The 26,487-nt window shown below is 43.9% G+C and carries 25 protein-coding genes; 10 read left to right on the top strand and 15 right to left on the bottom strand.

Annotation, left to right across the window (positions count from 1 at the left end):
* The 7 genes from B5D54_RS08935 to purF all read left to right on the top strand — a co-directional run.
* Window positions 1–911: FimV C-terminal domain-containing protein (locus B5D54_RS08935; RefSeq protein WP_303046252.1), on the top strand; the 911-nt coding region annotated here is incomplete at its 5' end.
* Between the two features lie 150 nt (window positions 912–1,061).
* Window positions 1,062–1,856, top strand: a complete 795-nt coding sequence (gene truA / locus B5D54_RS08940; protein WP_078926203.1) for a tRNA pseudouridine(38-40) synthase TruA — start codon at window positions 1,062–1,064, stop codon at window positions 1,854–1,856.
* A gap of 164 nt (window positions 1,857–2,020) precedes the next feature.
* Window positions 2,021–2,947 carry an acetyl-CoA carboxylase, carboxyltransferase subunit beta gene (gene accD / locus B5D54_RS08945; protein WP_078926204.1) on the top strand — a complete coding sequence of 309 codons (927 nt, stop codon included), beginning with the start codon at window positions 2,021–2,023 and terminating at the stop codon, window positions 2,945–2,947.
* A gap of 44 nt (window positions 2,948–2,991) precedes the next feature.
* Window positions 2,992–4,257: a bifunctional tetrahydrofolate synthase/dihydrofolate synthase gene (folC, locus tag B5D54_RS08950; protein ID WP_078926205.1), complete on the top strand. Its 1,266-nt coding sequence runs from the start codon at window positions 2,992–2,994 to the stop codon at window positions 4,255–4,257.
* A complete protein-coding gene (locus B5D54_RS08955) occupies window positions 4,258–4,806 on the top strand; it encodes an SPOR domain-containing protein (protein ID WP_078926206.1) in 549 nt (182 codons plus the stop codon).
* A 62-nt stretch (window positions 4,807–4,868) separates the two neighbouring features.
* Window positions 4,869–5,360: a CvpA family protein gene (locus B5D54_RS08960; RefSeq protein ID WP_078926207.1), complete on the top strand. Its 492-nt coding sequence runs from the start codon at window positions 4,869–4,871 to the stop codon at window positions 5,358–5,360.
* Between the two features lie 34 nt (window positions 5,361–5,394).
* Window positions 5,395–6,909 carry an amidophosphoribosyltransferase gene (gene purF / locus B5D54_RS08965; protein WP_078926208.1) on the top strand — a complete coding sequence of 505 codons (1,515 nt, stop codon included), beginning with the start codon at window positions 5,395–5,397 and terminating at the stop codon, window positions 6,907–6,909.
* Window positions 6,910–6,987: 78 nt separating this feature from the next.
* On the opposite strand, the gene B5D54_RS08970 is transcribed toward purF, so the two are convergent.
* Both B5D54_RS08970 and rnt read right to left on the bottom strand, forming a co-directional pair.
* Window positions 6,988–8,313: a Na+/H+ antiporter family protein gene (locus B5D54_RS08970; RefSeq protein WP_078926209.1), complete on the bottom strand. Its 1,326-nt coding sequence runs from the start codon at window positions 8,311–8,313 to the stop codon at window positions 6,988–6,990.
* Window positions 8,314–8,341: 28 nt separating this feature from the next.
* Window positions 8,342–9,001, bottom strand: coding sequence for a ribonuclease T (rnt, locus tag B5D54_RS08975; protein ID WP_078926210.1), 660 nt, complete (start codon window positions 8,999–9,001; stop codon window positions 8,342–8,344).
* 323 nt (window positions 9,002–9,324) lie between these two features.
* On the opposite strand from rnt, the gene motY reads away from it, so the two are divergent.
* Complete coding sequence (motY, locus tag B5D54_RS08980) at window positions 9,325–10,209, top strand: flagellar protein MotY (RefSeq protein ID WP_078926211.1); 885 nt, start codon at window positions 9,325–9,327, stop codon at window positions 10,207–10,209.
* Window positions 10,210–10,277: 68 nt separating this feature from the next.
* Here motY and gloA read toward each other — a convergent pair whose 3' ends face one another.
* The 12 genes from gloA to B5D54_RS09040 all read right to left on the bottom strand — a co-directional run bounded on the left by gloA (window position 10,278) and on the right by B5D54_RS09040 (window position 21,823).
* Window positions 10,278–10,694 (bottom strand): lactoylglutathione lyase, encoded by a 417-nt coding sequence (gene gloA / locus B5D54_RS08985; RefSeq protein WP_078926212.1) that lies wholly within the window; start codon window positions 10,692–10,694, stop codon window positions 10,278–10,280.
* 9 nt (window positions 10,695–10,703) lie between these two features.
* On the bottom strand, window positions 10,704–11,345 hold the full coding sequence (nth, locus tag B5D54_RS08990) for an endonuclease III (RefSeq protein ID WP_078926213.1): 642 nt from the start codon (window positions 11,343–11,345) through the stop codon (window positions 10,704–10,706).
* 31 nt (window positions 11,346–11,376) lie between these two features.
* Window positions 11,377–12,069: an electron transport complex subunit E gene (locus B5D54_RS08995; RefSeq protein ID WP_078926214.1), complete on the bottom strand. Its 693-nt coding sequence runs from the start codon at window positions 12,067–12,069 to the stop codon at window positions 11,377–11,379.
* A complete protein-coding gene (gene rsxG / locus B5D54_RS09000) occupies window positions 12,062–12,700 on the bottom strand; it encodes an electron transport complex subunit RsxG (RefSeq protein ID WP_078926215.1) in 639 nt (212 codons plus the stop codon). Before rsxG ends, B5D54_RS08995 begins: the two co-directional genes overlap by 8 nt.
* A gap of 9 nt (window positions 12,701–12,709) precedes the next feature.
* Entirely contained in the window at window positions 12,710–13,756 is a 1,047-nt protein-coding gene (rsxD, locus tag B5D54_RS09005; RefSeq protein ID WP_078926216.1) for an electron transport complex subunit RsxD, read from the bottom strand.
* A complete protein-coding gene (gene rsxC, locus B5D54_RS09010; protein ID WP_078926217.1) occupies window positions 13,756–15,708 on the bottom strand; it encodes an electron transport complex subunit RsxC in 1,953 nt (650 codons plus the stop codon). Before rsxC ends, rsxD begins: the two co-directional genes overlap by 1 nt.
* Window positions 15,709–15,716: 8 nt before the next feature.
* Complete coding sequence (gene rsxB / locus B5D54_RS09015; RefSeq protein WP_078926218.1) at window positions 15,717–16,325, bottom strand: electron transport complex subunit RsxB; 609 nt, start codon at window positions 16,323–16,325, stop codon at window positions 15,717–15,719.
* Window positions 16,325–16,906: an electron transport complex subunit RsxA gene (gene rsxA / locus B5D54_RS09020; RefSeq protein ID WP_078926219.1), complete on the bottom strand. Its 582-nt coding sequence runs from the start codon at window positions 16,904–16,906 to the stop codon at window positions 16,325–16,327. Before rsxA ends, rsxB begins: the two co-directional genes overlap by 1 nt.
* Window positions 16,907–17,154: 248 nt before the next feature.
* Entirely contained in the window at window positions 17,155–18,708 is a 1,554-nt protein-coding gene (locus tag B5D54_RS09025; protein ID WP_078926220.1) for a methyl-accepting chemotaxis protein, read from the bottom strand.
* A gap of 302 nt (window positions 18,709–19,010) precedes the next feature.
* On the bottom strand, window positions 19,011–19,631 hold the full coding sequence (locus B5D54_RS09030) for a LysE family translocator (protein WP_078926221.1): 621 nt from the start codon (window positions 19,629–19,631) through the stop codon (window positions 19,011–19,013).
* An 81-nt stretch (window positions 19,632–19,712) separates the two neighbouring features.
* Window positions 19,713–20,150 carry an acyl-CoA thioesterase gene (locus B5D54_RS09035; RefSeq protein ID WP_078926222.1) on the bottom strand — a complete coding sequence of 146 codons (438 nt, stop codon included), beginning with the start codon at window positions 20,148–20,150 and terminating at the stop codon, window positions 19,713–19,715.
* Between the two features lie 140 nt (window positions 20,151–20,290).
* Window positions 20,291–21,823, bottom strand: a complete 1,533-nt coding sequence (locus tag B5D54_RS09040; protein ID WP_078926223.1) for a bifunctional GNAT family N-acetyltransferase/carbon-nitrogen hydrolase family protein — start codon at window positions 21,821–21,823, stop codon at window positions 20,291–20,293.
* Window positions 21,824–22,113: 290 nt separating this feature from the next.
* Between B5D54_RS09040 and B5D54_RS09045 the strand changes: the two genes are divergently transcribed.
* Both B5D54_RS09045 and B5D54_RS09050 read left to right on the top strand, forming a co-directional pair.
* Window positions 22,114–22,875 (top strand): hypothetical protein, encoded by a 762-nt coding sequence (locus tag B5D54_RS09045; RefSeq protein WP_078926224.1) that lies wholly within the window; start codon window positions 22,114–22,116, stop codon window positions 22,873–22,875.
* Between the two features lie 353 nt (window positions 22,876–23,228).
* A complete protein-coding gene (locus B5D54_RS09050) occupies window positions 23,229–24,887 on the top strand; it encodes a putative transporter (RefSeq protein WP_078926225.1) in 1,659 nt (552 codons plus the stop codon).
* Window positions 24,888–24,927: 40 nt separating this feature from the next.
* On the opposite strand, the gene B5D54_RS09055 is transcribed toward B5D54_RS09050, so the two are convergent.
* Window positions 24,928–26,295 carry an L-serine ammonia-lyase gene (locus tag B5D54_RS09055; RefSeq protein ID WP_078926226.1) on the bottom strand — a complete coding sequence of 456 codons (1,368 nt, stop codon included), beginning with the start codon at window positions 26,293–26,295 and terminating at the stop codon, window positions 24,928–24,930.
* Window positions 26,296–26,487 lie beyond the last annotated feature (192 nt).

The following is a 26,487-nucleotide window of genomic DNA, read 5'->3' on the forward strand; positions in this document are numbered from 1 at the left end:
AAGCGCCACTCAATATTGATGAAAGTGAACTACCAGAATACAGCGAAGAAGATGCGTTATTCGATAGTGAATTTGAAACAGAATCCGATTTTATCTTTGATGGAGAAGGGCAGCCAGATTTTGATGAGTTGGTGAACCATCTTGATGAAGATGAACATAATGAGCAAGACAGTGTTTCTGACTCTAAAGAGCTGGATATTGAAGAGTCTTCAGAGTCACGGGATTCTGCGATGGAGGTTCAGCCCAAACCTGATATCGAAGAGGTCGACTTTACCGAGTTAGCTAGTGATAAGTTTAATGAACAACAATTAGACTCTTTGTTGGATGAACATATCGAACAGACTAGTGAACGTTTGAATACGCCGTTGGATAACCAAACCATTGATAGCGCTGGCATGGATATTGAAGCCATGCTGCAAATGGGTGGGGAAGATTGGAATGGGTTTAATCTCACCGAAGATCAAAAAGCGACGATTCCTGATGAGGTTCCTGAAGAAGACCAAGCAATATGGCAACCGGAGATTCAAAATCAACAGCCAGAAGTTGAAGTCGAAAATTGGGGACATCAAGAAGATATAGTCGATTTTGACCCTGAAAAAAGCGAGTTTATGACCATCGATGAATTGATGGCACAGGTGGAGAGAGAAGAAGGCTCCATCAATCCGGATGAAGAAGAGCTTAAGCTCGATGTTGGCTTGGATGAGTTTCCAGATGTCATTGGTGATATCACCGATTTTGATGTAGATAGCAACGCTGAAGCCGCGGGTAAATTAGATCTCGCCAAAATTTATATGGAGATGAATGATCGCAAAGGGGCAATTAAACTCTTGGAAGAAGCGATTGTTGATGGGAGTGATGATATTCGTCGACAAGCCAAACATCTTATCGATGTAATTAATGGTCGAAGATGATCACCCGTCGAGGAAAGAAAGGCAACAAGAGGTCATGTGGGTTTCCTCTTGTTGCCTCAATGATTGAGAACCTTCAGCAAGGTTGAACCTAGCATCTCTAAGTCACTTGGGTATATACTGCCACCCCCATTTTTCAACGAGAAGTAGATCATGAGAATTGCTCTGGGTATTGAGTATGACGGTACTCATTACTTTGGCTGGCAGCGCCAACGAGAAGTTATCAGCGTACAAGAAAAGCTGGAAAAAGCCCTATCAACGATTGCTAACCATCCGATAGAGGTGCAATGCGCAGGGCGTACTGATGCCGGAGTTCACGGAACTGGGCAAGTGGTACATTTTGATACCACCGCTGATCGAAAAATGGTTGCTTGGACCATGGGGGCCAATGCGAATTTACCGAAAGACATTGCTGTTCGCTGGGCAAAAGAAGTCTCTGATGAATTCCATGCTCGTTTTAGCGCAACCGCTCGTCGTTACCGTTACATTATTTATAACCATGCCTACCGACCTGGAATTTTATCTTCAGGAGTGAGTCATTATCATGGGGAGCTGGATGTAGATCGGATGCATTTGGCCGGGCAATACTTACTGGGTGAGAATGATTTCACGTCATTTCGTGCTGTGCATTGCCAGTCTCGTAGTCCTTGGCGTAATATTATGCACTTAACGGTCACTCGCCATGGGCGCTATGTTGTCATAGACATCAAAGCGAATGCTTTTGTCCATCATATGGTTCGTAATATTGCAGGAAGCCTTATCAGCGTCGGGCGTGGTGAGCAGGAGCCGCAGTGGATAGAATGGCTGCTCGCGGCAAAAGATCGCAAGCTTGCTGCCGCGACGGCGAAAGCAGAAGGGCTATACTTGGTGGATGTGGATTATCCCGAGCGGTTTGAGTTACCCAAAGCTCCGCTTGGTCCGTTATTTTTAGCGGAAGATTTGAACTAATTGGTCATTGTGACTTCCAACAACATGAAGGTGTGGTCGGCATAAAAATAGGTACAACCAGTTTTTTGTCTACAGTTAGCATTTTGTATGCTTTAATCCTCGCGTTAATGTCTAATTTATATCTTTCGTAATAAAGCGGGAGATGGGAAAGTAAAAGGTCTTGCATGAGTTGGCTTGAAAAGATTTTAGAGAAAAGCAACATCGTCAGTTCACGTAAAGCGTCTATACCTGAAGGGGTATGGACCAAGTGTACATCATGTGAACAGGTGCTTTATTACGCTGAGTTAGAGCGCAATCTTGAAGTTTGCCCTAAGTGTAATCACCATATGCGAATGAATGCTCGTCGACGTCTTGAAACGTTTTTAGATGAGAATCACCGTCGTGAAATTGCAGATGAACTTGAACCCAAAGATATTCTGAAGTTTAAAGACTCAAAACGCTATAAAGAGCGTATTGCAGCAGCACAGAAAAATAGTGGTGAGAAAGATGCATTAGTGGTGATGACGGGCGAAGTTATTGGCGTTCCGGTTGTTGCTTGCGCATTTGAATTTTCTTTTATGGGCGGTTCAATGGGGTCTGTTGTTGGTGCCCGTTTTGTACGTGCTGTTGATGCTGCAATTGAAAACAACTGTGGATTGGTTTGCTTTTCTGCCAGTGGGGGTGCTCGTATGCAAGAGGCATTAATGTCTTTGATGCAAATGGCTAAAACCAGTGCAGCATTAGAACGTCTTTCTAATAAAGGGTTGCCTTTTATTTCAGTGATGACAGATCCAACGATGGGCGGAGTTTCAGCCAGTTTAGCGATGCTGGGCGATATTAATATTGGCGAACCTAAAGCATTAATTGGTTTTGCTGGACGTCGCGTGATAGAGCAAACCGTTCGTGAAGATCTCCCAGAAGGCTTTCAGCGTAGTGAATTCCTTTTAGAGCACGGTGCGATAGATATGATCGTTGATCGCCGAGAAATGCGCCAACGTGTTGCTGGATTATTAGCCAAAATGACCCGTCATTCTTCACCTCTGGTTGTTTCTGTGGACGGTGCGCCACAGGAAGAAACTTATTCTGTACCAGAAGTGGATAAAAAAGGGTAAAGTAGGGGCTAACAAAACCAAGCATAACCACGGTTCTACGTTAGATGACTCAATACTCTATTCCTCAAGCCACCTCTCCACTTGCGATGTGGCTTGATTATTTATCACACATTCACGCTTCAGCCATTGATCTCGGGTTAGAACGTGTCCAAGCGGTTGCGGAAAAAGCACAACTGACTCAACAAGCGGCAATGGTGATCACTGTTGCGGGCACCAATGGTAAGGGTTCTACTTGCGCATTAATGGAGAGTATTCTTCTTCATGCAGGTTATTCTGTGGGCGTTTACAGCTCTCCTCACTTAATCCGTTATAACGAACGGGTTCGTATTAATGGTCAAGAACTTCCAGATGAGAAACACGCCCAAGCTTTTGCCTATGTAGAAGCTAAACGGGGGGATATTTCACTGAGTTTGTTTGAATTTGGAACGCTTGCAGCGTTGCGACTTTTTCAAACAGAGAAAGTTGAGGTCATTTTATTGGAAGTTGGGCTTGGTGGACGTCTGGATGCCACTAATGTCGTTGAGCATGACATTGCGGTTATCACCAGTCTTGCTATTGACCATGTGGATTGGTTAGGCAGTGACATTAATGTGATTGGTTTTGAAAAAGCGGGTATTTTTCGAAAAGGAAAGCCTGCCATTTGTGGGCAACCTTCTCCTCCTGCAACCGTCGCTGCGCATGCGGATGATATTGGTGCGAAATTTTACCAAGTGGGGATTCAGTACCATTATGAATTATCGTCTGAAAATGGCTGGAACTGGAAAAGTGGTTCATTTGAGTTGACCGATTTACCCGTACCCAATTTACCGCTGCCGAATGCGGCGACGGCATTGATGGCACTCGGTTGCTCAGGTTTGAATGTGAGCGATATTGATGTCATTGAAGGTTTGCGTACCGCAGCGCTCGCAGGTCGGATGCAACGGTTAGATACCCAACCAACCATTGTATTAGACGTTGCACATAACCCCCATTCAGCTCACTATCTCGTTGCTCAACTTGAACGCCAGTATCCTCAGAAGAGCATTCACCTAGTGATTGGTATGTTGCATGATAAAGATATTAAGTCGACCTTGGATGCGCTCGCTCCTATTGTGACGCACTGGTATCCAGCTTCACTTTCAGGCCCTCGCGCCGCAACCGCTCAAGCGCTTACTCAATACATTCCTTATGACCTACAACACTATGACAACCCTGTCACGGCTTTTAAAACTGCGTTGACACAAGCACAGGCTGATGATGTCATCGTTGTTGCTGGCTCGTTCCATACCGTAGGTGAAGTGCTTGAGTATTGGCAAGAGAAAGGAGAGTAAATGGCGAGTAAATTTCAAAGCCGATTAGTGGGAACGATTATTTTAGTGGCTATCGGCGTCATTGTACTACCAGACTTATTAGATGGAAAAAAACTCCACTACCAAGAGGAGATCGCAAGCATTCCTCTTAAACCTGAATTAGACAGTGAAGTGGAAAGATTTGAAATTCTAGATCCTATCGAAGATCAAGTTGCCCTTCCTGACTCTCCTGTGACCGCCGTTGATACGGCTCCGGTTGAGCAAGGTGCTGAGAAAGGTACACAGAAACTCACCACGACCACTCGGCCTGTTATTGAGAAAAATGACTACCAAGACAGTGCTTGGATCATTCAGCTGATGGCTCTGAAAAATGCCGAAAATGCTAAAACGGTTGTGGCGGATCTACAAAAGCGGGGTTACCAAGCCCACACCAAGCAAGAAAATAGCTTTACGCGAGTGATCATTGGGCCTGATGTATCAAAAAGTAAGCTAGAAAAACAGTTGGTGGAATTAGAGAAAATTACCGGTGCAAAAGGTCAATTGCTCAAGTTTAAGCCAATAAACCCATAAGAAAACGTTTGCGTCGCGTATTTTTCTGTTAAAATGCGCGCCAACTTAGAATGTAAGAACTCATGAATTGGTTAGATATTGTCATTTTAAGTGTGATCGGCTTGTCCGCGTTGATTAGCCTAGTTCGTGGTTTTGCTAAAGAAGCATTATCGTTAGTGATATGGTTTGCGGCGTTTTATATCGCCTCCGAGTATTATGCGAAATTAGCGGTGTACTTTAGCAATATTAACGATGACATGTTCCGAAATGGGGCGGCAATAGCCGTGCTATTTGTGGCAACATTGATTGTCGGAGCGATTGTTAATTACGTGATTGCACAGTTGGTTCACAAAACTGGGTTATCAGGAACAGACAGAATTCTCGGCGTCGTTTTTGGTGCTTTACGAGGCGTTCTGATTGTTGCCGCCGCCTTATTTTTTATGGATGCTTTTACTGCATCCCCAAGCGCAGAGTGGTGGAAGAGTTCGCAGCTGGTGCCGGAGTTTAGCCGCATTATTGCTCCGTTCTTTGAACATCTACAAGCAACATCAAGTTTTCTTTCTGGCGCGGTTTAAGCGCCAGTTATTGTCGCAAATCGAGGATTAGGACATGTGTGGTATTGTTGGAATCGTGGGTACAACGCTGGTAAACCAGTCAATTTATGACGCGTTAACGGTATTGCAGCATCGTGGCCAAGATGCCGCTGGTATTTGTACCATAGAAAGCAATCGTTTTCGTCTGCGCAAGGCGAACGGTTTAGTCAAGGATGTCTTTGAAGCTAAGCACATGCAGCGTCTTCAAGGGACGGTGGGAATTGGCCATGTCCGTTATCCAACGGCAGGCAGTTCAAGTGCTTCTGAAGCTCAACCTTTCTATGTCAACTCTCCATTTGGTATTACCCTTGCGCACAATGGTAATCTGACGAATGCGGCCGATGTGCGGCAAAAACTCTTCGAAAAAGATCGTCGCCATATTAATACTACTTCAGATTCTGAGGTTTTATTGAATGTGCTGGCCCATGAGATAGATACCGTCAAAGGAAATGTGACCGCCGAGGATGTGTTTCGTGCCGTTGCAAATGTCCATCGTACTATCCGTGGCGCTTATGCCGTCACCGCGATGATTATTGGCCATGGCATGATTGCTTTTCGTGACCCACATGGTATCCGCCCGCTCTGTTTAGGTAAGCGAGAAGTGGGCGAACGTACGGAGTACATGGTTGCTTCTGAATCGGTGGCGCTAGATGCGGTAGGCTTTAGCTTTATGCGCGATATCGCACCCGGTGAAGCTATTTATGCAACCTTTGAGGGGGAGCTGTTTACCAAGCAATGTGCTGATCATCCGGTTTTGAACCCGTGTATTTTTGAGTACGTTTATTTTGCTCGCCCTGATTCTTTTATTGATAAAATTTCGGTTTACAGTGCCCGAGTGGAAATGGGTAAGAAGTTGGGTGAACGCATTAAAGAAAATTTTAGCGAATTGGATATCGATGTGGTGATTCCTATTCCTGAAACCTCGTGTGACATTGCCTTACAAATTGCACAAGCAATCGATAAACCTTATCGACAAGGGTTTGTGAAAAACCGTTATGTTGGCCGTACATTCATTATGCCTGGGCAGCTACAGCGGATAAAATCAGTTCGCCGTAAACTGAATGCGATTCGTTCTGAATTTAAAGACAAAAATGTACTGCTGGTTGATGATTCGATTGTACGTGGTACTACCTCTGAACAGATCATTGAAATGGCTCGTGATTCAGGCGCGAAAAAAGTGTATCTGGTTTCTGCCGCCCCTGAAATTCGTTTTCCTAACGTTTATGGGATTGATATGCCGAGTGCGAATGAACTGATTGCACATGGACGTGATAATGAAGCCATTTGTCAGCAGATTGGCGCTGATGCGCTAATCTTCCAAACATTGGAGGATCTGGTGCAAGCGGTTGGTTTGGGCAATCCTGATATTACTCAATTTGAAGCGTCAGTTTTTAATGGAGAATATGTCACTGGAGATATCGATCAGGCTTACTTAGAATACCTTGAGTCGATGCGTTGTGATGATGCAAAAACTCAAGCGGAAATTCAGCAAGATCTCGCCAACCTTGAGCTTCATAACGAAGGGGCGTAATGTTTCTTTAGTGGGTTTAATGATAGAGAAAAAAGAGAGCGCAAAATTAGCGCTCTCTTTTTTGTAGTTATTCTTTATTTACAACACCATTGCGGCAAGCCAGCCAAATGCAATTAACGGTAAGTTATAGTGAATAAAGGTTGGGACGACTGTCTCCCAGATGTGTTCATGTTGTCCATCCGCATTTAAGCCAGAAGTCGGGCCTAAAGTGGAGTCTGAAGCTGGAGACCCCGCATCACCCAGTGCTGCCGCTGTCCCTACTAGAGCAATGGTTGCCATCGGAGAGAACCCAAAAGCAAGGCAAAGGGGAACATAAATCGTTGCGATGATCGGAATGGTTGAGAATGAAGAGCCAATCCCCATCGTGACTAATAAACCCACCACAAGCATTAGCAATGCCGCAAGAGGTTTGTTATCCCCAATACTGGTAGAAAGAGCGGTAACCAGTGATTCAACGCCACCAGTTGATTTCATGACGGCGGCAAATCCTGCTGCGGAAATCATGATAAACCCGATCATTGCCATCATGTGTACCCCTTTGGTAAACACATCATGGGTTTCTTTCCATGCTATCACACCGCCAAAAGTAAAGACCATAAAGCCGGCTAAAGCCCCAATGATCATTGAACCGGTTGCCAGTTGTACGGCTAAAGCGGCGACAATCCCAATCGCAGCGATGACAATATGTTTATGATTGATTTTATGATTTTCTTGATGGATAACCGTTAGTTCGGTTTCTTTATATTCTCGTGGTTTACGGTAAGTAAAGAAGATGGCAAGGAGCAAACCGACGACCATGCCTAATCCTGGTAGTAACATCGCCATCGGAACTTGGCTGGCTGTTACATGTTCTAAACCGTTATCTCGCAGGTTTTTCAGCAAAATATTGTTGAGAAAAATCCCGCCAAAGCCAACGGGTAAGATCATATAAGGAGTGATCAGTCCAAAGGTGAGTACACAGGCAATCATACGACGATCCACCTTTAATCGAGCAAAAACACCTAAGAGTGGCGGAATTAGAATTGGGATAAAGGCGATATGCACAGGGATAACGTTTTGAGAAGACATAGCCATTAGAAGCAAGGCAACCAATACGGCGTATTTCATCCCCGTTGTTGCTGCAGAACTTTGTTTTCCATGCAAACGTTTTATGACGGTTTGAGCGAGAACATCGGTGATGCCAGAGCGTGAAATCGCCACAGCAAACGTTCCAAGCATGGCATAGCTTAATGCGATGGTTGCCCCACCACCTAAACCACTTTCAAAGGCAGAAACGGTTTCGTTTAGGCTCATCCCCGCAACGAGCCCACCAACAATTGCACTGAACGTGAGTGCAACAACGACATTAATGCGCATCAGGGCTAAAATTAGCATGACGCAAACAGAGATAACGACAGGATTCATAGACTTCTCAATTCATTCCATTTATTTATTATTCATCGGTAGTTGTGGCCTGTTCAACGAGTGGCCAGCCTCCGAGCGCTTTCCATTTATTGACAATCCCACAGAATAATTCTGCGGTTTGCTGGGTATCATAAAGGGCAGAGTGTGCCTCTTTATTATCAAATTCCATCCCCGCGGCTTTACACGCTTTTGCTAAAACGGTCTGCCCATAGGCCAAACCACTTAGCGCCGCAGTATCAAACGTTGCAAAGGGATGAAAAGGGACTCGCTTCAGTTTGCAGCGCTCATTGGCTGCCATGACAAATCCATGGTCAAAGGCTGCATTATGCGCGACAATAATTGCTCGGCTGCAATCCGCGGCTTTTTGTTCTTTTCTAACCTGTTTATATATCTCTTTTAAGGCGTACTCTTCACTTACTGCCCCACGCAATGGGCTAAATGGGTCATAAATCCCCGTAAATTCTAACGCCGCCTTTTCTATATTGGCACCTTCAAAAGGTTCGATATGGAAATGAATCGTCGAGGCTGGATGCAAATTGCCTTGTTCGTCCATCGTTAAGGTAATGGCGCAAATTTCCAGTAAGGCATCCGTTAATGGGTTAAAACCTGCGGTTTCTACGTCAATAACTACCGGGAAATAGCCCCTAAAGCGTTTTTTTAGCGTGAGTGCTTCATTAATAACCGTCATGTGAGCCTAACTTATCTAAACATGAGGGCATTATTACAGATTCTGTAGTTAAGCAAAACCGAATCTCTGGGATTTCCCTGTAATAGTTTTTGCTTACCTTCAATAAATGTTATTGAGAGGGATGAATCATAGGGTTTGGAAAAATTACAGTATCGTTCTTGAATCAGCAAGGGTAGACTCATGATTCGAAATAGCGCAGGGATGTTGGGAAACATGGCGAGTTTTTTGCATCATGTTTGCCAGATAGATAAGAGACGATGATTTTTATTCGATAAGCGGCAAAACGTCGCCCCTGTTGTCGAGAAGTGGTAAGAGAATACGTTATGAATAAATGGGTTATGACCAGCTTTTGCATGATAGGAACGATAGTTTCGTTTACTGTTTCTGCGATGAGTAAGCAGTATGTGGCCACACCACAACAATCGACTTGGCAAATGGTTACTAATACCCCTTTAGAATGTCGTTTGGTTCATCCGATTCCTAATTATGGTGATGCGGTTTTTACCTCTCATGCCAGCAAAAAAATCAATCTTGATTTTGAATTGAAAATGCGTAGACCAATGGGAGAAACACGAAACGTCAGTTTAGTGTCTATGCCTCCTGTATGGCGACCTAGTGAGAGTGCAGAACGCATTACCAATCTTCAATTTTTTAAACAGTTTGATGGCTACATTGGTGGGCAAACGGCTTGGGCTCTATTGAGTGAGTTGGAGAAAGGGCGCTACCCTACATTCAGTTATCAAGACTGGCAAAGCCGTAATCAGCGGATTGAGATCATGTTGTCATCGGTTCTTTTCCAGCCTCAATACAATGTTTTTAGTGATTGTATTGCTAATTTATTACCTTACAGCTTTGAAGATATTGCATTCACGATTTTGCATTATGATCGCGGTGACAGCGTTGAGCTTAATAAAGCATCACAAAAACGTTTGGCGCAAGTGGCAGACTACATTCGTTATAACCAAGATATTGATTTAGTTTTGGTGGCTACTTATACCGATAGTAGTGATGGAAAAAATGAGAGCCAGAGTTTGTCTGATAAGCGGGCCGAGTCGTTACAGAAATATTTCCACTCTCTGGGTTTGCCGGAAGACCGAATTCAAGTTCAAGGTTATGGTCGCCGTCGTCCTATTGATGATAACACCTCACCTGTTGGGCGAGATAAAAACCGTCGTGTAGTGATTTCTTTAGGGAGAACACAAATTTAATAAAAGGCTTCTTACCCCTGTACAAGATGGTACATAGCAAGAAAAACCGCTCTTTCGAGCGGTTTTTACTAACCTTCTAAACCCGCACTGGCTTGTGTATTTTGGATAAGTTCAACCATATAGCCATCGGGATCTTTAATGAAGGCGATATGGGTGCTGCCGCCTTTTACTGGGCCTGCTTCACGTGTCACATTCCCGCCTGCGGCTTTTATCGCATCACATGTGGCATAAATATCATCAACACCAATGGCAATATGACCATAGGCATTGCCTAGGTCGTACTCTGCGACCCCCCAGTTATAGGTCAATTCAATGACAGCACCGTCTGATTCATCACCATAGCCTAAGAAGGCAAGGGTGTATTTGTATTCGGTGTTTTCATTTTTACGTAGTAGCTTCATACCCATGACATTGGTATAAAATTCGATAGAACGGTCAAGATCTCCTACACGTAACATAGTATGAAGAATACGACTATTTGACATAAAAGACTCCTAGCTTTCAGGGTGAATTTTTTCTTTATATTCACATAAATCTTCGATAATACAGCTACCACAGCGCGGTTTTCGTGCGATGCAAGTGTAGCGGCCATGAAGAATTAACCAGTGGTGGACATCGATTTTAAACTCTTTAGGGACGACTTTGAGTAGTTTTTGTTCCACTTCATCCACATTTTTCCCTACTGCAAATTTGGTTCGGTTTGAGACTCGGAAAATATGAGTATCTACCGCAATCGTTGGCCAGCCAAAAGCGGTATTGAGTACCACATTCGCGGTTTTGCGTCCGACGCCGGGCAATGATTCGAGAGCGGCACGGTCTTCTGGAACTTCACCTTGATATTTATCTAACAGAATACGACATGTTTTGATGACGTTTTCAGCCTTTGAGTTAAATAAGCCGATGGTTTTAATGTATGACTTTACTCCCTCCACGCCTAGATCCCAAAGGGCTTGTGGGGTATTGGCGACAGCATAAAGCTTATCGGTTGCTTTATTGACACTGACATCGGTCGCTTGGGCAGAAAGCAAGACGGCAATTAATAATTCAAAAGGGCTGTTCCAGTTTAATTCTGTTTGTGGGTTGGGGTTGTTTTCCCTTAGCCGCTGAAGAATTTCGACTCGTTTTGTATTATTCATGGGTATCTTGCTTCCTGTTTATCTTAGGCACTTATACATTGGTGACTCGAGCACGTTCAATGGTTGGTTTTTCTTGTTTAGGTTGGCGCAGTGCGAGTTGCCTATCAATGATATTTTTCATTGCAATAAGAAATCCGACTCCAATAAATGCGCCGGGAGGAAGCAGTGCGAGTAGAAAACTGTTGTCTAAATGGAACACTTCGATACGTAGTATGGTTGCCCAATCTCCAAGCAGTAGATCGGCACCGTCAAAGAGCGTACCGTTGCCAATGATTTCGCGTAGTGAACCGAGTACGACGAGCACAGAGGTCATGCCTAGCCCCATCCAGAACCCATCTTGTGCCGCGGGCAGAACCTCATTTTTGGAGGCAAAAGCTTCAGCTCGGCCAATAATGATGCAGTTGGTGACGATTAACGGGATGAAGATCCCTAACGAGAGGTATAAACCATAAGTATAGGCATTCATCAATAGCTGAACACAGGTGACTAAGGCGGCAATGATCATCACAAAAATTGGTATACGAACTTCTTTAGGCACATAGTCACGCACCAAAGATACGGTCACATTTGAGCCGACTAAGACAAATAAAGTTGCCAACCCAAGGCCTAGTGCATTGGTTATTGTGGAAGAGACGGCTAATAATGGGCATAACCCCAGCAGTTGCACTAAGGCAGGGTTATTATCCCAGAGACCATTTTTCAGCAAGGTTTTATGATCACTCATTATTCTCTCCTCCACAGTAGAGTGGCTGTTGCAGGATTTCATTACGGTGCAGGTTAACGTAATTAACCGTTCTTTTCACCGCTTTAACGACGGCTCGTGGAGTGATTGTTGCTCCGGTAAATTGATCAAATTGCCCGCCATCTTTGCGAACTTGCCACTGCTGCTGATTCTCTTCAGTAACTTGCCGCCCCGTAAAGCTTAGGATCCAATTACTGATTCGTAGGTCAATTTTATCACCCAATCCTGGGGTTTCTTGGTGAGAAAGAACTCGAGTACCAATGACCGTGCCTTCATTATCAATACCGATGATGAGTTTAATGGCACCGTTATAACCATCGGGAGCAATGGCTTCCATCGCTAAGGCCGTTGGTTTACCTTCCAAACTGGCTTGATAAACATGCAGAGTTTTGGTTGTACCGAGTGAGGAATTACTCACTAACGTACAGGTTTGTGATAACTCATTATCGTGTAGATGCGGTGGAACCACTTGATTTAATATCGATAACAGTTGGGCCTTTTCTTGAGCTTGTATTTGGCTGGCGGTTAAATATTGGGTTAAGGCCACAACGCCTGTCGATGCACAAGCAAAGATAGCAAGGATCAGCCCATTTTTACGTATGGCAGTCAGCATCGCTTTTCCTTAATGTCCGTAAGTTCTAGGCTTAGTGTAGTAATCGATCAACGGCACACACATATTGGCTAATAATACCGCAAAAGCGACCCCATCAGGAAAACCACCCCAACTGCGGATGATAAACACCATGCAGCCAATGAAAAAACCATACACCAGACGTCCTTGATGGGTTGTGGATGCGGTTACTGGGTCGGTCGCAATAAAAAAGGCTCCCAGCATAGTGGCTCCTGAAAGCAGATGCATGATTGGTGATGCTGTGGTATCGGGAACCAGTAACATGGCCAGTGTACTTGATGTGATAAGTCCAGTTAGAAAAGCGATTGGAATATGCCAGTGAATAACCCGTAGCTTAATCAATACTACCCCCCCAATGAAATACGCAAGGTTGACCCATTGCCAACCTATTCCGGCTAAACCGCTAAATTGTGGCTGCTTCATTGATTCTGAGACGGTGTGTCCGGTATGGATTGAGATCTTAAAAGCATCTAATGGCGTTGCCATTGTCATACCATCGATGCTGGTTCTTATTTGCTGTAGAGATAATCCGTCTTGATTAAATCCGCTCATAATGAGTGACCAAGAATCAATCAAAGAAACTGACTCAGGAGCCAATGGATTGGGGGCTATCCAGCTGGTCATCTGTACGGGAAAAGAAATAAGCAAAACCACATAAGCCACCATCGCTGGATTAAATGGATTTTGCCCTAATCCACCATACAATTGTTTAGCGATTAAAATGGCAAATAAAATACCAATAGTGATCAGCCACCAAGGGGAGAGTGGGGGAATGGCAATAGCGAGTAGCCACGCCGTTACTAAGGCACTGTGATCACGGATTGCCATTAATGGGGAGCGCTTTCGTAGCCTCATCACGCTGGCTTCTAGCATTAGAGCGATGGTGATGGCCAATAGTAATTGTATAAGGGTTCCCCATCCGAAAAAGTAGGTCTGGGTCAACAACCCTGGTAAAGCGCAAATCGCCACCCACTTCATGAGATCCGATGTACTACGCTTATTATGCGTATGTGGGGAGCTGGCAATAAAAAAGGCCACTATTTGTTCTCCTCAACGTTATTTTGTTGATTTTCTGTTTTCTGGGCGGCTTTACGCGCTTTAGCACGAGCGATAGCGGCCGCCACGGCCGCTTTTTTGGGGTCAGCTTCAGGCGTTGGTTCAGGCTGTGTTTCTACGGTCTGCTGCTCGGCTTTACGGGCTTTAGCTCGAGCGATAGCGGCCGCTACAGCGGCTTTTTTCTCATCGCCGGTGTCTGTGGTTGGCGCAGTTTCAGCGGGGGTATTTTTTTCAGCTTTACGTTGTCGAGCCAGTTGTTTACGTTCTTCACGCAGTTTAATCATTTCAGAATTATCTGGCTCTTGAGTTTCGGTTTGCGAGGCTTTTGCTTGTTTTGCTTTCGCCCGGGCAATGGCCGCTGCCACAGCGGGTTTAGTGGTATTATCGCTGGTTTCTTGGCGGTGTTTTTGGGCTTTAACCCGAGCAATCGCAGCAGCGATTGCGTCTTCACCACCACTTTGTTGCATCTCTTTTCGTCGATCTTCAGCCGCCTTCTTAAAACGATTTTCCCGTTCTGCTTTGTCGCGCTCCATTCGCGCTTTTTTCTCTTCAAAGCGCTGTTTAGCCCGTTCAGCCGCTTCAGTTTCTCGTTTACGAGTGTGAATTTCGGCTTTGGCTTGGCGGTAATAGTGAACCAGTGGAATTTCGCTTGGACAAACATAAGCACAAGCGCCACATTCGATGCAATCTTTGAGGTTCAGTTCTTCACATTTTTCATATTCTTGTGCTTTAGCATGCCAGAGCAATTGTTGAGGCAGCAGAGACACTGGGCAGGCATCGGCACATTGTCCACAGCGGATACAGGCCATTTCTGCTTGTTGTAGAGCGATCTCTTTTCTTGTTGGCGCTAAAATACAGTTGCTGGTTTTAGTAATAGGGACGTTAGCGTGAGGCAGAGTAAAGCCCATCATCGGGCCTCCCATGATCAAACGGGGTAATTTTCTGTCTGCTTGATAGCCAAATTCATCGAGAAGTGATTGAATGGGGGTTCCTAAATGAACCCAAACATTACATGGTTGGGAGAATGTCTCTCCAGTGAGGGTAATTACTCGGCGTATTAGTGGCTCTCCGTCTATAACTGCCCGTTTAATTGCGTGTATTGAGCCTACATTTTGGACAAGGACGCCCACATCGACAGAATGTTTTCCTGCGGGGACTTCAAGGTTGGTGAGGAGCTTGATGAGTTGTTTGGCTGCACCGGAAGGATATTTCGTTGGAATAACCCGAATGACAATATCTTTATCTACGGCGGCTTCCTGTAAGGCTTTGATCGCTTCTGGTTTATTGTCTTCAATACCGATAATGGTTAATTTGGGCTTTAAAATATGCTCAACAATGCTGATGCCATCAATAATTTCTCGGGCATGTTCACGCATAAGGGCATCATCGGCGGTAATATAAGGCTCGCATTCAGCCGCATTCACGATGAATATCTCAACACGAGATAATCCAGAATGAATTTTTTTTGCCGTTGGAAACCCCGCGCCTCCTAATCCTGCGATCCCTGAATTGCGGATGATTTCAATCAATTCTTCTGGTGAGGCTTGAGTATAGTCTGTGATAGGTGAGTGTTCATACCAACGGTCTTCTCCATCGGCTTTAATGACAATACACAGTTCGCTCAGCCCCGATGGGTGAGTAATGGTTCTTGGTTCAATAGCACTAATGATACCTGAGGTAGGAGCATGAATAGGTAGCATGAATGTGCTGGAGAATGAGGTAAGTGGCTGCCCTTTGAGTACTTTATCACCGACATGTACCAACAACTCACCAGACTTACCTATATGTTGTTTTATCGGTAAGACAAATTCCTTAGCTAGACGTGCTTCTACCAATGGTATCTTTGTTGATTGTTTTTTATTTTCTGGTGGATGAACCCCTCCGGGGAAGTCCCATAGAGCACCAGTACGAATTTTTTCGATTAATGACAACATACTCATTCTTAATTCACGCTATTTTGCGAACCGTTTGACGCACCGGATTCATCTGTTGAAAAATGGGGGATATTCACAACTGGAATAGCATTCATTTGCCATTTCCACGTATCCGGCGTTGTTTCCACAGGGATCATCTCGATACAATCTGTTGGGCAAGGCGCGACACATAAATCACAGCCTGTGCATTCGTCTTTTATCACGGTATGTACTGCTTTTGTTCCTCCGACGATGGCATCGACAGGACAAGCTTGAATGCATTTCGTGCAACCAATGCACATATCTTCATGAATAAAGGCAACGGTTTTGACTTTGTTGTCGAGATCGTGTGCAGACTCTTGAACATCAACACCCATTAAATCCGCGAGTTTTTCTATTGTAGCTTGCCCACCTGGAGGGCATTTATTGATTGCATCCCCATTAGCGATAGCTTCAGCATAGGGGCGGCAACCAGGGTAGCCACATTGACCACATTGTGTTTGCGGCAAAATAGCATCGATTTGATCTACGATCGGGTCACCTTCGACTTTAAAACGGATCGAGGCAAACCCTAAGATAGCACCAAAAATCGCGGCTAATGCCGCTAAAGCCAGAACGGCGATCAATAACGTACTCATTACAATTTCACCAATCCGGTAAAGCCCATAAAGGCAAGGGACATAAGCCCTGCGGTAATCATCGCTATCGATGCACCTTTAAATGGAGTGGGAACATCCGCCACTTGAATACGCTCACGCATGGAGGCGAAAAGAATGAGAACCAAAGAAAAACCGACGGCAGCACCAAAACCATAAATGATGGATTGGATAAAGTTATGGTTTTCATTAATGTTGAGTAGTGCCACACCCAGTACTGCGCAGTTTGTCGTAATCAAAGGCAAGAAAATACCTAATAGGCGATATAAGGTAGGGCTGGTTTTATGTACGACCATTTCGGTAAATTGCACAACAACAGCAATCACTAAAATAAAGCTCATGGTTCTTAAATATTCAATGCCAAGTGGGCGAAGAATGTAACTTTCAACCAGATATGCGCAGACGGAGGCAAGCGTAAGCACAAACGTGGTGGCAAACCCCATGCCTATCGCAGTTTCCAGTTTTTTGGACACTCCCATGAAAGGGCATAAGCCCAGAAACTTTACCAGTACAAAGTTATTAACCAATACTGTACCGATTAATAGCAAAAAATATTCGGTCATAATGAAAGTCGTCTTCAATTCTGATCTGAGCATTATCCTGTTTTGAGCCCTCAATAACAACCGAGGAAAAGCAAGGTTTTCACTTACTGAATAGAAAACACACATAAAGGGGTAGCGAGAGTCTCTACTTTCCGCGATATTTAAGAATGGTTGGGCTTTACCGCGTGCTTAAAGAAAAAGGCTTTCATCTTATAAAAAGCCTTTTCAGGTTGATCGTTTTTGGTGATACCTTCTTTTTTATACCTACATTAACGTTTAAAGCGAACCACAAGTTCATGTAAATCATCGGATACTTTATGAACATTATCAATGCAGTCACTGAGCTCATTGGATCCTTTGAGGGTGGAAGTTGCCAGATTGGAAATATTGACGATTTGCTGATTTACCTCTTCTACGACATGGGTTTGTTGCTCTACTGACGTTGCGATTTGTGAGGACATGGCGGCGATCTGCTCAACAGCTTGGGAAATTCCCTTTAATACCTCACCACTTTCTAGCACATAGGTAAGTCCTTGCTCAGCATCAGAAACCCCAGTTTGTGATACGTTGACCGCTTGCTGAGCGCGTTGTGTGAGTTCGGAAATAATCGTATGGATATCTTGTGTGGATTGCTGGGTTCGTGTCGCTAATACTCGAACCTCATCGGCCACAACGGCAAAGCCTCTTCCTTGATCGCCCGCTCTTGCCGCTTCAATTGCTGCATTTAACGCGAGTAGATTTGTCTGTTCTGCAATGTTTTCAATAATTTGTGCTACGTGAGCAATTTTATTGGTTTGTTCAGAAACACTTTGTACGGATTGTCCGATTTGTTGAACAGTGTGTTTGAGTTTTTCGATAGCATCACGTGTGGTATTAGAGGTGGTAACGCCGTTTTGAGTCAGTTTATTTGCCACTTCAGCTTGATCAGCAGCATGATTGACATGCTTTGATACATCATGGATGGAAGTGCTCATTTCATGCATCGCTGCAGCAACCGCTTCAGTCTCTTTTTGCTGCCGAGCTATTTCTTTCTTAGCATTTTGTGTGAGTGACTGACCTTGTTTGGCTTTTGTCGAGACATCGATGGCAGCATTCTCTATTCTGGCAATGATGGTGCTTAAATGCGCAGCTTGGCTATAGAGAGACACTTTAATTTTTCCCAGTTCACCTCTATCGTCGGTATAAGTGTACATGGCGAGTGGGTGGTAGAAGGCGGATTTGAGCATATCACTGAGTGAGCGGAGTGTTTTTTTCCTCGCGTAGGAAACCCACCCTCCGAAGATGATCACCCCTGCAAGTAATAAGCTTTCAGACAATTCTGGATACCCTATGACATAAGCGGTGCTTGAGGCTATCAAAGCCAATACTAAAAAGAGGTTTTCTAACTCAATGGGTGAGGTTTTTTTTGGGGATTTCCCTGAACGGATTCTTTGATAAAATTGTTCCGCTCGGACAATGGCTTTCTTATCTGGGCAAGAACGAACAGACTCATAACCTATCACTTTATTGTCTTGGGTGATCGGTGTGACATAAGCATCTACCCAATAGAAATCGCCATTTTTACAGCGATTTTTTACTAACCCCATCCAAGGTTGTCCCGTTTTGAGGTGTTCCCACATAACTTTAAATGCCTCTGAAGGCATATCAGGGTGACGCACAATATTGTGAGGTTGACCAATAAGTTCCTCTTTTTGAAAACCACTAATTTTGACGAAAGCGTCATTACACTCCAAGATGGTTCCGTGGGTATCCGTGACAGAAATCAGTTTTGTGTTTTTATCAAAGGTTTTTTCTTTGTCTGTAACTGGTAGATTTTTTCGCATAGAAGTACCCTGAAGGCAGTAGCATTGCCGACTGCGATGTTATACATATTGATGTTATGAAACACATTGGTGCCTACATAAGAGTAATCTAATTTTATAAATGTGCCATTGGCTCTCTTATTCTCATGTCACGCTTGTTAATAAATTGTGTGATTTATCACTAACCGTATGAGTATCAAAGTAATGTGAAAGAGAAAGGGGAGGCGTAAAGCCGATTTATAATGAGAAAGCGAGTAGAACTTAGCCGCGGCGCGTTATCATTAAAACGGCGTGACTAAGAGAGTATTCAGTGAAAAACTTGGTTAGCTGGCCAGTAGCCAAATAGCGACGCCCATCATCATTGTGCCAGCGATACGATTCAATACCCGTAAATTATCCGCTTGTCCTAGTGCTTGTTTTAGGCCTTTTCCTCCCATTGCGTAGAGAGACATAGAGACAAACTCAGAAATCATGATGATAGAGACGAGAAGGGTGAGTTGTGGAACTAAGCGGTGAGATTGATCAATAAAAGGGGGTAATAGAGCAATCATAAATGCCCAACCTTTAGGGTTAGCGATGGCGGTGATGAAACCTTGCATCAACAGGGTACGACGATGGTTTGCTATTTGAGAATGGTCAACCGAACTCAGGGCGAGTTTGCCTTTTGAGCGCCACATTTGAATACTCAGATAAAGTAGATAGCCTGCCCCCAGTAGCTTAAATAGGGTAAAAATCCATGGATAATTGAGCATGATGGCAGCAATACCCACCACGGCTGAGATAGCCACTACCGCAACTCCAATCAGCTCACCAATCATCATCCATAGGGTTCGTCGATAGCCAATACTCATTCCAAGCGTTAACGCTAACGTCATACACATCCCGGGTGTAATCGACACAAAGAAAAAAGTTGGAATAAATAAGCCGAGTAATGCGCTATTCATGCAGTGATCCATCAACGATAATTTCTTTGCACAATAAGCGTTGAGCGAAGCTTAGGCAAGAGGTGGCTAGGCCTTTTCTTTTCATCCTAAGGCCTTTTTCTCCATTTGTTGGACAGTTTGAATGAGGCGGTCGGGTAAAGCGGCTTTTTGGCCACTGACAAAGTTGAACATGACGATGGTTGCTGAACCTGTCGTGGTGACTTTCCCTATTTTTTTACTCACGATCTGATACTCCATGGTGAAACGATCCGTTTGAATATCCACCACTCTAGAACCAATTAATAAAGTATCAGGAAAGGTAATGGGAATTTTATAGCGGCATTGGGTTTCACTCAGTACTGGACCTATTCCACTGGTTTGTGTTTCTTCCATTAAGGCGATGTGTTTGAAGTAATCAATTCTAGCGGTTTCAAAGTAGCGAAAATAGACCACATTATTAACATGCTGAAGGGCATCCATTTCTCCCCAAACGACGGAAATTTCAGTAATGACGGGGAAATCGTTGAGTAATGGTTCCATAAAAAGCTCTTCTTGACGTTTTTAGAATAATTATTCTATCGATATTAATGAGTAAATAGGGTGATTTTGTTATCATTTTTTTAACAACTGAGTGAATGTTCCAGCATAATTTATGGGTTACACTGAAACAAAGTCGTATACTACTTTTTCGGATGGGTGAAGCCTCCGTAGAGATCCATCCGACGATGACGTAAGTTGGTCACTGAGCCCTCAGTATTCAGTTGTTTCAGCTTATCCAGATCCACATCAGCAAAAATAATCATCTCTGTATTGGGGCTAGCTTCAGTAATCGTCGCATCGTGTGGAAAAAAAACATCTGAGGGAGAGAAAACGGCTGACTGAGCATATTGGATATCCACATTATCAACTCGCGGTAAATTACCGACACTGCCTCCGATGGCGACATAGCACTCGTTTTCAATCGCTCTGGCTTGTGAGCAAAGACGAACACGCTGATAACCGTTTTTCGTATCGGTCCAGAAAGGAACAAAGATAATTTGCACGCCTTGTTCTGCTAACATGCGCCCGAGTTCTGGAAATTCGCTGTCATAACAAATTAAAATGCCTACTCGGCCAGCATCCGTCTCAAACACTTGGACGTGGTTACCACCATCAATTACCCAGTCGCGTTTTTCATGTGGGGTAATATGAATTTTGTACTGTTCATCAATGGATCCATCGCGGTGGAGTAAATAAGCGACATTATACAGTTGCCCATCTTCTAATACGGGCATACTACCCGCAATGATATTGATGTTGTAAGTCACGGCCAGTTTCGAGAAATGCGTTTTTATCTGTTCACTAAAGGAAGCCAGAAAACGAATGGCTTCGACGCTGTTTTGCTCGCGTTTTAATCCCATCAATGGCGCATTAAAAAACTCAGGGAATAGAGCGAAATCAGCTTGATATTTTGAAAGTGAATCGACAAAAAATTCTGCTTGATCCAGTAAATCTTCTACACTGAGTACCGCCCGCATTTGCCACTGAACGATACCAATACGAACTAAGGTTTTTTCGATATCATGAACAGATTGAATATCTTCTTCATAAAAAAAGTTATCCCACTCGAGTAAAGTGGCATAACCTCGGGAGTTATCGTCTTCAGGTAGGTAGTGGCGCATGATACGTTTGACATCAAAATCATTGGCCAGTTGAAAGGAGAGAATGGGATCGTGTAGCTCACGTCGTTTCACTTTCTCGATATAGTCCATCACTGGCATGTCATCCGCATATTGAGCATAACCGGGTATGCGACCACCCGCTAAAATGGCTTTTAGGTTATCACTACGGCATAACTCCTTTCTGGCGGCATAGAGCCGGCGGCCTAGCCGTAAGCCTCGGTAGTCAGGGTGAACAAACACATCCAAACCATATAAGGCATCGCCATTGGTTTTATGCTGAATGACATTGTGTTCATTGATAATGTCAGTATAAACATGAGGAAGGGAAAAACGGTTGTAATCCACCTTGATGGTCAGCGCGGCTCCAATGATTTTACCATCATCTTCGATGCAAATTTGCCCATCAGGAAACTGATGAATTAAATCCATAATGGTCATTCTTGGCCAAGCGCCACCCACATCGTGAAACACTAAGTCCATTAACGCTGCCAATTCAGGATAGTCACTCTTTTCAATGACACGCAGAGTCAATCGTGGTGTTGGGTTACTCATACACTATGCATCCTTTTTGATTCATACTGGACAATATTTCCTTTTAAATCAAGTTCAAAGGATATTCAGTATAGTTGGGATAGAGTGAGTCATCAGTAAGACGCTTGCCATCTTAACATTGAGAATGTGCGATGGTTTATAATAAAAGTATTAGTAACTTGCATGATAACCTCGAGCTTTGTCACGAGATTAGCGCTGAAAAAATAAGCAATTTAGGTCATATTGTTTGCTAACACGATCATCGTAGTGATTCATCACTATGATGACTCTCTCAATTAGGCTCAGAGTAAATGATCATGCCGTTATGTCAGTTGCCAGTTTTGTATGTGTTATCCCGCAGTCTTCAACTTTTTAAACAACAGTGGCGACCGTTTCTTCGGTTATCGTGGCCTTATTGGTTGGTGACGTTGAGTGCTCACTATTTTATGCCGAAAGAAGAATACAGTGTTCCGCAAACCATACTATGGGGTACGCTTCTTATGGCTATTACTGCTTGGGTTACGGTTCGTTTGCATAGACAGATTCTCTTAGATTCTCTGGAAAATTCATCCTCTTCAGGAATTCGAGAGCTAAGAATGATTGGTTATTGGATATTGATGGGGACCGGGCTGTTTTTCCTGCTTATGGGCAGTGTGTTTGTGTTTTTTTACTTCTTTGAGGCGTGGCTTACTTCCTTTCCCATTTTTATTCTTTATCTATTTTTTTCGTTGCCCTGCTGCTGGTTATTCGCTCGTTGGAGTTTAGTCATTCCAGCCGTAGCGATTGATCAGGAACCGCGGGGCTTGAAAATGGCGTGGAATTTATCGAAACCCTATCAAACACCACTATTTATTTTGCTGGGGCTTTTACCTTACAGCCTGACGGTATTATTTATGGTTCTGATTCAGTGGGATGTCACCGGACAGTGGGACTTGCTTTTTAATGCCGCGATGTATTTTTTCTGGCTATATCAAGTCTGTGTTTTGTCACTCACTTATCACTGGATTGTTCAGCGCAGTAAAATTGAGCGTTTCTTAGATACACCATCATCGGTTACGTTGGTAAATAAGTGATGGTTATTTTATGTAATGCTTGATTTCTCATTATTGAGCAAATCGTCAAATTTGATAGAAATGTCAATGAAATTCCATGATGGTGTCAGCGAGATCGTAGATTAAAAAAGGATTTAGCTTGAGACTCGCTTGAACGCACACTTCTGATTATCCAGAGTTAACACTTCCTTACAATTGCAGTATTACTGTGTTTAGTTTAGGGCAACGACAAATCGGCTTAGATGGCATTCTCGTCCGATTGGAACCCTTCAGCTGTAGACTAACCACTCTTATCAGTTCTTACGCCTACCCCTGCTTGTTGTTCAGTACGCTTGCCCTTAAAAGTCTAATTTTTACTATTTAGGAGAAGAATCATGAGTGACATTGCGCTATCTATCAGCATTCTTTCGCTGGTAGCAGTGCTGGGGTTGTGGCTTGGAAATTGGCGAATATATGGTGTTGGGTTAGGGATTGGTGGGGTGTTGTTTGGTGGCATTTTAGTGGGCCATTTTACGACGGCTTGGGGAATCGAGCTCGACTACAATACCCTACATTTTATTCAAGAATTTGGTCTTATCCTGTTTGTTTATACAATTGGTATACAAGTGGGGCCAGGTTTTTTCTCTTCCTTGCGGTCATCCGGCCTTAAACTTAATGGCTTTGCGGCTTTAATTGTTCTACTGGGTTGCTTAGTGACCATTGCACTTTACTACTTATTTGAGGTGCCATTACCCGTTATTCTGGGTGTGTTTTCGGGTGCGGTAACCAATACGCCTTCCTTGGGGGCTGGGCAGCAAATTCTGGGAGAATTGGGAGGGCAAGAAAACCTGCTCGATTTAACTGGGATGGGCTATGCAATTGCTTATCCATTTGGTATTTGCGGTATTTTACTTACGATGTGGCTATTACGTATGCTATTTCGAGTTAATATTTCGCAAGAAGCCGAGGAATTTGAAATTCATAACGGGCATAAAAAAGAGAGCCTAAACACGATAAATGTCGCGGTGAAAAACCCGAACTTAAATGGGTTGTTTTTACAAGACATCCCCGCGTTAAGTGATGGTAATATTATTTGTTCTCGTTTAAAACGAGGAGAGCAACTTTATGTCCCTAAACCGGATTCTCGTGTTGAACTGAATGACTTACTTCATCTTGTTGGAGATAAGAAAGCATTAGAAAAAGCTCGGTTAGTGATCGGTGAAGAGGTTGATGCTTCGCTGTCTACCCGAGGAACCGAGTTACGTGTGCAGCGTTTAGTGGTCACCAATGAAATTGTGCTGGGTAAAAAACTGCGTGATTTGGATCTGAAAGAAAAGTATGACGTAGTGGTCTCTCGGCTCAATAGGGCGGGGGTAGAGCTAATTCCTTCTAGCCAATCAACCTTGCAATTTGGGGACATTTTAAATTTGGTTGGCCGCAAAGAAGCCATTGAATCAGTGAGTGGTATTGTTGGGAATGCGCATCAAAAATTACAACATGTACAAATGTTGCCTGTCTTTGTCGGAATTGGTCTCGGTGTATTATTGGGTTCGATACCTTTTTACTTGCCAGGTTTTCCTGCGGCGATCAAGCTTGGTCTTGCAGGTGGCCCTCTTATCGTCGCTTTGATTTTAGCCCGTATCGGCAGTATTGGTAAGATGTATTGGTTCATGCCGCCAAGTGCGAACTTAGCGTTGCGTGAAATTGGTATTGTGCTTTTTCTTTCAGTTGTAGGGCTGAAATCGGGTGGGCACTTTGTTGATACCTTGATTCAGGGGGATGGCGTAAGCTGGATGGGGTATGGTGCGTTAATTACGGCGATTCCATTGATTACGGTGGGGATTCTCGCCCGGTTATTTGGTCACCTGAACTATTTAACCGTCTGTGGGATGTTAGCCGGTTCAATGACGGATCCACCAGCTCTGGCGTTTGCTAATGGATTACATGAAACCAGTGGTGCATCTGCACTAGCGTATGCCACGGTTTATCCTTTGGTCATGTGTTTACGAATATTGTCACCGCAGGTATTAGCTCTGATTTTATGGGCATTGTGAGCAATTATGACGGAAGGGGACGATCCTCTTCCGTTTTTATTTATTCACAGGGTGGAGCTAAGTGGATTAAAGCGAGACCACCTAATGCCGTTTCACGATATTTTTTGTTCATATCTTTTCCCGTTTGATACATGGTTTCAATGACTTTATCTAACGAAATAAGACACTTACTGGTTCGCTTAAGTGCCATGCGTGAAGCGTTGATCGCTTTGACGGCCCCCATTGCATTGCGCTCAATGCAGGGAACTTGGACCAAGCCACCAATCGGGTCGCAGGTCATACCGAGGGAGTGCTCCATGGCGATTTCTGCCGCAATACAGATCTGTTCATTGCTTCCTCCGAGCAACGAGGTGAGCCCAGCCGCTGCCATTGAAGAGGATACGCCAATTTCACCCTGACACCCTACCTCCGCTCCTGAAATGGAGGCATTCATTTTATATAGCATACCTATTGCTCCCGCAACGGATAGGAAATCTTTAAGCTGCTTGGTCTCTAGTGGTTGAACAAACTGGTGATAATACATCAAAACTGCGGGAATAACTCCAGCCGCTCCATTGGTGGGAGAGGTAACCACTTGCCCACCCGCCGCATTGTCTTCACTGACAGCAAAGGCAAATAAGTTAACCCAATCTAATATTTCCAAAGGATCTGTTACATTTTTTGCATTTGATTGTAGTTTTTTCAACAACGCAGGAGCACGACGAGTGACATTCAACCCTCCTTCTAAAATGCCTTCCGTCTCAAATCCTCGTTGCATACAAGCAGACATGACTTGCCAAATTTGCTCTGTTTTTTGATTAATGGTAGGGGTGTCGTGGAAGGCAAGTTCATTACGTAGAACTAATCCACTTAAACTTAATCCATTCTCCTGTGCCTGTTTAAGGAGATGCTCAGCACAAGTAAACGGAAATTCTACGGCTATCGGGATGGTTTGATTACCATGTTCAAGTTCGTGTGCGGTCGCAATAAAACCTCCGCCGATGGAGTAGTAAGTTTCACAAGCCAATTTTGTATGCTGCCTATCAAATGCACTTATCATCATTCCATTTTCATGCAGAGGTAAACTTTGCTGATGGAAATGTAGATCCTCTCTCGTCGAAAAGGCAATGTGTTTTTGCCCAGCTAAAAGTAATGTTGAGGTTTGCTCAATCACTTGTAGGGCTAATCTGGCTTGAGTGGTATCAAGAGTCGCTGGGTGTTGACCGAGCAAGCCCAGTAATACAGCGCGATCGGTGTGATGACCTTTACCCGTTAAAGCGAGTGAGCCGTATAGATCAATCTGAACGTTTGTGACAGCGCTGATATCTTTGAGTAAGGATAAAAATTGATGGCCCGCCAACATTGGACCATTGGTATGAGAGCTTGATGGACCGATCCCAATTTTAAAAATATCAAAAATAGACAGCATAATTGTGGCTCCAGTGTTGCTCAATTTAAACAGGCACTTTCTCATGCTTCATGAGTCGTCGCTCCCGATAAATGATGGATTGGCTGCCCATCGAAATGTTGCGGGATTTGTTTATCATAAGTATAGATGGAACTAACGGAGTCATTCAGTAAAAGGAGGCGATAAAACCTAGTGTTTTAGTCTGGTATTTGT

The sequence above is a fragment of the Vibrio cincinnatiensis DSM 19608 genome (assembly GCF_900167345.1).
GTDB lineage: Bacteria > Pseudomonadota > Gammaproteobacteria > Enterobacterales > Vibrionaceae > Vibrio > Vibrio cincinnatiensis.